General features: G+C 35.4%; 5 protein-coding genes and 1 riboswitch. All 5 genes read left to right on the top strand.

What is annotated here, in order from left to right:
• Nucleotides 1–542: 542 nt before the first annotated feature.
• Nucleotides 543–670, top strand: a riboswitch (SAM riboswitch).
• 52 nt (nt 671–722) lie between these two features.
• From ABXQ82_RS16535 to metH, 5 genes are read left to right on the top strand one after another with little or no spacing between them, the layout of a single operon-like run.
• Nucleotides 723–1,739 (top strand): homocysteine S-methyltransferase family protein, encoded by a 1,017-nt coding sequence (locus tag ABXQ82_RS16535; RefSeq protein WP_367062341.1) that lies wholly within the window; start codon nt 723–725, stop codon nt 1,737–1,739.
• 59 nt (nt 1,740–1,798) lie between these two features.
• The gene (locus tag ABXQ82_RS16530) at nt 1,799–1,954 is read left to right on the top strand and encodes an antibiotic biosynthesis monooxygenase (RefSeq protein ID WP_367062338.1); all 156 of its coding nucleotides are present in this window, start codon (nt 1,799–1,801) and stop codon (nt 1,952–1,954) included.
• 27 nt (nt 1,955–1,981) lie between these two features.
• A complete protein-coding gene (locus ABXQ82_RS16525) occupies nt 1,982–2,653 on the top strand; it encodes a hypothetical protein (protein WP_367062335.1) in 672 nt (223 codons plus the stop codon).
• Between the two features lie 18 nt (nt 2,654–2,671).
• Nucleotides 2,672–2,953 carry an antibiotic biosynthesis monooxygenase gene (locus ABXQ82_RS16520; RefSeq protein WP_367062332.1) on the top strand — a complete coding sequence of 94 codons (282 nt, stop codon included), beginning with the start codon at nt 2,672–2,674 and terminating at the stop codon, nt 2,951–2,953.
• Nucleotides 2,954–2,999: 46 nt separating this feature from the next.
• Nucleotides 3,000–5,675: a methionine synthase gene (gene metH / locus ABXQ82_RS16515; protein ID WP_367062329.1), complete on the top strand. Its 2,676-nt coding sequence runs from the start codon at nt 3,000–3,002 to the stop codon at nt 5,673–5,675.
• Nucleotides 5,676–6,000 lie beyond the last annotated feature (325 nt).

Below are 6,000 nucleotides of genomic sequence, written 5' to 3'. Positions count from 1 at the left end.
AAACCAAGCACATAGTTGTTAGTGAATAACCAACAAATGTTAACAACACAGCTGTTTTTCTAAAAAACAAAACTCAATTTGTTAATAACCATGAGTTTTTTATGATAGGCTGAATAGTTACAATCATTCTAAAAACTGAAAAAGATTGATTTTACTTGAAGTTCCGACAGCGTCGGAATCAACGATTTTCGAAATAATGAGCAGTAAAGTTAGTTGAAAGTCAGGATTTAGGATTGAAAGCATAGATGTTTTTGAGAGCTATAACTGCAAATGAATCAGCGAATGGTGCTTTAGCAATTTCCTATAAATCGTTTTGATTTTTTGGTTCGTTTTGCATCAAGGCAAAATGAACATGAAAAATTTTGTTTTTTTGAGGATGGAAAGAATTTTGATTTTTGAAAAGAAATTAAAAGAATGAATTGTTAATATTGATTTTTTTTGGTTTTTAATAATTAAGTCTACAAGTTCGAAAAAACACCTCGTAGGATAGGGATAACAAAAATATAGTTCTTATTTTTGCGTCTTAGTTCATTAACGTATTAGTGTTATCAAGAAAGGTATAGGGATTAGACCCGTTGAAGCCTTAGCAACCTCCCGAATTTTCGGGGAAGGTGCTACGTTCTACTGCTTGTCCTGAATTTGTTTCAGATGTCAATCAGACAGATAACGAATAGTATTTTTTTACTTTTCTTGATGATATTATAGACTTAAAATAATATCGAATGTCAAACATACATAAAGCATTAAAAGAACGAATTTTAGTATTGGATGGTGCTATGGGTACCATGCTACAAGCTTATAAATTCACGGAACAAGATTTTAGGGGCGAGCGTTTTAAAGAGTATCCAACGCCATTACAGGGTAATAACGACTTGTTATCTATTACGCAACCAGAAGCGATTAAAACCATTCATGCGAAATATTTTGAAGTTGGCGCAGATATTGTTGAAACCAATACGTTTTCAGGAACTACCATTGCTATGGCAGATTACCAAATGGAAGATTTAGTGTATGAATTGAATTTTCAATCGGCTAAAATAGCTAAAGAAGTGGCTGATGAATTCACGGCGAAAGAACCGCACAAACCACGTTTTGTAGCCGGCTCAATAGGACCAACAAATAGAACAGCAAGCATGTCTCCAGACGTAAATGACCCGGGTTATAGAGCGGTTACTTTTGATGAATTACGAATTGCTTACAAACAACAAGTGGAAGCATTGGTTGATGGCGGCGTAGATGTATTATTAGTCGAAACTGTTTTTGATACCTTGAATGCGAAAGCAGCGTTATTTGCTATTGAAGAAGTTAAAGATGAGCGAGGTATAGATATTCCAATCATGTTAAGTGGAACAATTACCGATGCTTCTGGAAGAACATTATCGGGACAAACAGCCGAAGCATTTTTAATTTCAGTATCGCACATCCCATTATTAACCATAGGATTTAACTGTGCCTTAGGAGCAAACTTGTTACAGCCACATTTAGAAGCAATTGCTAATAAAACAGATTTCGGAATTTCAGCGCATCCCAATGCAGGTTTACCAAACGCATTCGGAGAATATGATGAAACACCAGAAGAAATGGGCGAGCAAATTGAAGAGTATTTAAAAAAGAATTTAATTAATATTATTGGTGGTTGTTGTGGTACGAGTCCAGAGCATATTCGTGTAATTGCAAATATTGCTGCAAAATATAAACCACGTCGTCATGCTGAATTAGTTTCGGCTACATCGCGGTAAAATGAGTAAGACCCTTCAGGTTTTTAAAACCTGAAGGGTCTGGTTAAAAGCAGAAAAATATGATTCTAGAAGTAGCCACACTAAATATAAAAGAAGGATTATCTGAAGCTTTTGAAACCAATTTTCAAAAAGCAGAAACGATAATTTCATCAATGAAAGGTTACATCTCGCATCAATTAAAAAAGTGTATTGATCAAGATATTTTAGTACAATAACAAAACAAATAGTATTTTAATTGACCTATGGAAGAATTTGCTGAATTAATTCCGAAAGAATTACAAAATTTATCTGGCTCTGTATTTTATTCTGGAAGAAAAGCTTTTAATGGGAATAAAGATTTATACATTATCGGATTAAACCCTGGAGGTTCTGAAATTTTGAAAAAAGAAGATACTATTTTACGCCATACAGAAAAAACATTGAACCTTAATAAAGATGAATGGTCTGAATATAAAGATGAAATTTGGAGAGGAGAAGCTGGTAAATATGGATTACAGCCAAGAATACTACATTTATTAGATAAAATTAATCTATCTCCCTATGAAGTTCCAGCTAGTAATGTATGCTTTGTTCGATCAACAGTTGAGAAGAAAATATCGGATAAATTGAGTTATTATAATCATTTATGTTGGGGTTTTCATCAAAAAGTAATAGAAAGGTTGGGAATTAAAGTAATTCTTTGCTTTGGGAATTCTTCAGGAAAATTTGTTTGTAAAAAATTAAAAGCAAATACGCTTATTGATGAATTTGAAGAAAGAAATAATAGAAAATGGAAGTCAAAAGTCTATAAAAATAGTAACGGGCATTTTGTTATAGTCGCAACTCATCCTAGTAGAGCTGATTGGACTAATCCAAAATCTGACCCTTCTGATTTAGTTAAAAAATATTTAGGAATAATAAAAGAAAATAGTTAGGTCTGAAAATAAACAAGTATGATTTTAGAAGTAGCCATATTAAATGTGAAAAGCGGACTTTCTGCTGAATTTGAATCAAATTTTAAAAAGGCAGAAGGTATCATTTCGTCAATGAAAGGTTATATAAATCATCAACTGAAAAAGTGTATCGAAGAAGCCGATAAATACATTTTACTAGTAAACTGGGAAACATTGGAAGATCATGAAATTGGTTTCAGAAAATCTAACGAATACCAAGAATGGAAAGCATTATTGCATCATTTTTACGAACCGTTTCCAGTAGTCGAACATTATAAATAAAACATCAAATTGAATAGCCCCTCCTTTGGAGGGGTTGGGGAGGCTTATGAAAATAAAACAAACGAAATACATGAAATTGTCTGGTTTAGAACCTTTGGTTCTAAACGAAAACAGCAATTTTATAAATGTAGGAGAGCGCACTAATGTGGCAGGATCAAGAAAATTTCTTCGCTTAGTAAAAGAGGAGAAATTTGATGAAGCTTTAGATATTGCACGACATCAAGTGGATGGTGGTGCGCAAATTATCGATATTAACTTTGATGATGGATTGATTGATGGTAAAGAAGCCATGGTTCGTTTTTTGAATTTAATTGCTGCCGAACCAGATATTTGTCGTGTGCCCATCATGATTGATAGTTCAAAATGGGACATTATAGAGGCTGGGCTTCAAGTGGTTCAAGGGAAGTGTGTTGTAAATTCTATTTCACTTAAGGAAGGCGAAGAAAAATTTATTTGGGAAGCAAAACAAATAAAGCGTTACGGAGCAGCTGTTATAGTAATGGCTTTTGATGAAGAAGGACAAGCCGATAATTACGACAGGCGTATAGAAATTGCAAAACGTTCTTATGATATTTTAGTGAATAAAGTCGGTTTTCCTTCCGAAGACATTATTTTCGATTTAAATATATTTCCTGTGGCAACAGGAATGGAAGAACACCGCAGAAATGCCATCGATTTCATTGAAGCAACACGCTGGGTGCGTCAAAATTTAGAGAATGTAAGTGTAAGTGGCGGCGTAAGTAATGTGTCTTTTTCATTTAGAGGAAATGATGGCGTTCGTGAAGCGATGCATTCTGTGTTTTTATTTCATGCGATTCAAGCGGGAATGAATATGGGGATTGTAAATCCTGCACTTTTGGAGATTTATGATGATATTCCTAAAGATTTGTTGGAACATGTTGAAGATGTTATTTTAGACAGAAGAGATGATGCTACTGAACGATTATTAGATTTTGCAGAAACCGTAAAAGGCTCGAAAGTTGAAAAAGGATTGGATTTATCATGGCGAGAAAACCCATTACAAGATAGAATTACACACGCTTTAGTAAAAGGTATTGATGCTTTTATTATTGAAGATATCGAGCAAGCCAGACAAGAAGCAGATAAACCCATTGAAGTTATTGAGGGTCATTTGATGATTGGAATGAATGTAGTTGGCGATTTGTTTGGCGCAGGAAAAATGTTTTTACCACAAGTAGTAAAATCTGCTCGTGTGATGAAAAAGGCGGTAGGTTATTTAAACCCGTTTATTGAAGCAGAAAAAGGCGATAAACAAGAGCCTGTTGGCAAAATATTAATGGCAACCGTAAAAGGCGATGTGCACGATATTGGTAAAAATATTGTGAGCGTGGTCTTGGCGTGTAACAACTACGAAATTGTAGATTTAGGTGTTATGGTGCCGCCAGAAAAAATCATTGAAACAGCTATTAAGGAGCGTGTAGATGCTATTGGATTATCTGGTTTAATCACACCATCACTTGATGAAATGGTGTATCTAGCAAAGGAAATGCAGCGTCATAATTTTGAATTGCCGTTATTAATTGGAGGTGCTACAACGTCCAAAGCACATACTGCAGTTAAAATTGATACACAATATACAAATGCGGTAGTTCATGTAAATGATGCTTCAAGAGCAGTAACCGTTGTTGGCGATTTATTGAATAAGAAAACATCAAATGAATACGTTGCTAAGTTGAAGACCGATTATGATGAATTCAGAACCAAGTTTTTAAAACGAGGTAAGGAGAAATCGTATATTTCAATCGAAGAGGCTAGAAACAGAAAATATAAAATTGATTGGGACACTTCTGAAATTGTAAAGCCGAAGGAACTAGGCGTTCAGATTTTAAAGCAATTAAGTTTAAAAGAATTAGTGCCGTTTATAGATTGGAGTCCGTTTTTTAGAAGTTGGGATTTACATGGAAAATTTCCAGATATTTTAACAGATAAGGTTGTTGGAGAACAAGCCACAATTATGTATGAGGAAGCCCAGGAAATGATTCAAGAGATTATTGCAAAACAATTGTTGAAGCCTAAGGCTGTTTTCGGTTTGTTTGAAGCAAATTCTATAAACGACGATGATATTTCAGTTCAGAAAAAGGGGAAAGAGATTGCTGTTTTTAGAACCTTACGTCAGCAATTGAAAAAACGTGAAGGCATTCCAAATCATGCATTAGCAGATTTTATTGCACCAAAAGCAACTGGTAAAACGGATTATATGGGCGCATTTTGTGTCGGGATTTTTGGAGCACAAGAATTAGCCGATAGTTACAGAGAAAAAGAAGATGATTATAATGCGATTATGGCTCAAGCCATTGCAGATAGATTTGCGGAAGCATTTGCTGAATATTTACATAAGCAAGTGCGAACCAAACATTGGGGTTACGCTGCAAATGAAGATTTAACGAATCAGGATTTAATTAAAGAAACTTATAAAGGCATTCGTCCAGCACCGGGATATCCTGCGTGTCCTGACCATTTAGAAAAGGAAACGATTTGGGAATTGTTGGATGTTGAAAAACTAATTGGTGTAACCCTTACCGAAAGTCTAGCCATGTGGCCAGCAGCAGCAGTTTCGGGTTATTATTTTGGTAATTCAGAAGCTAAATATTTTGGTTTGGGTAAAATTACGGACGATCAGGTTACGGATTATGCAATGAGAAAAGGCATTACAAAAGAAAAGGCTAGAAAGTGGTTGCATCCTACTTTAAGCCCCTCCTAGCCTCCCCGAAAGGGGAGGAACGTGCTACGGAGTGGTTCGTTTTAGATAAGAGAGACCTCACACTTTTTTGGTGACTGAGCGAAGTCGAAGCCAAAACCTGTGAGGTCTGGAAAAAAGAGTTGAGTAAGCGTTCCCCTCCTTTGGAGGGGCTAGGGGAGGCCAGCGTTTGAGTGATGCGTTAGGGATTGAACGGCATGTTTGAGCTCCCCGACTTTTTAGGAGGGAGCAAGTAGTGAAAGCCCGACCCTTGTGATAACGCCCAAAAAAAGAGTTTAAAAGAAATCATTCGTGAATTCGGGGCTAAGAAAAAATAAAAATAATATTG

This window comes from Algibacter sp. 2305UL17-15 (assembly GCF_040720935.1).
Classification (GTDB): Bacteria; Bacteroidota; Bacteroidia; order Flavobacteriales; family Flavobacteriaceae; genus Jejuia.
Note: the sequence above shows the minus strand (reverse complement) of the source record. Positions and strands in the feature narration are given on the sequence as shown.